The organism is Bacteroides sp. OF04-15BH, assembly GCF_003477995.1.
Lineage (GTDB): Bacteria > Bacteroidota > Bacteroidia > Bacteroidales > Bacteroidaceae > Paraprevotella.
In genome coordinates this window covers 1,630-2,099 of record NZ_QUEM01000086.1, presented here as the reverse complement: position 1 = coordinate 2,099, position 470 = coordinate 1,630, and the positions used below count along the sequence as shown (strand labels likewise).

Sequence of the window (470 nt, the reverse complement as noted above, 5' to 3'; positions counted from 1 at the left end):
AAGCAATGACGGAGAGGCAAAGCAGGATGGAAAAGAATAGTTGTCGTATGCACATAAGATGGTTCGGTTTTAGAATGAACTGTTCGAAACTCCCCGCATTATAGACGGGGAGAAGAACGGTCACTATCGGATGTATTTTATTCAGTTTCATTTCTTTGATGGCTGTTTATTGAATTTCCAGATCAGATGCAGCATGATGTTTTGGGTAATGGTATTGCTTATGGTTTCTACACGCCCTTGGGCATTAATTGTTTTGCGTACCGCGCTGATCTGGCCCAGCAAATCATGGGCGGACAGTTTCACAACCCAGGTTTTCCGTTTGTCGATGCAACGGCTCAGATTGGCATTCCAAACCCATTCGTTTGTGTTCATACTCTGGTCACCGTAGCCGCGGCGCATAAACAGATTCATGTCGGTATTGAAAGTCACATTGAAGGGCAATTGTGTATCCAGATTGAGGGTGTAGAGAA

Annotated in this window: 1 pseudogene; it reads right to left on the bottom strand. The window is 44.5% G+C overall.

The annotated features are described in order from the left end of the window. Nucleotides 1–147: 147 nt before the first annotated feature. Nucleotides 148–470: pseudogene (locus tag DXA74_RS15885) on the bottom strand (hypothetical protein); the annotation flags it as partial.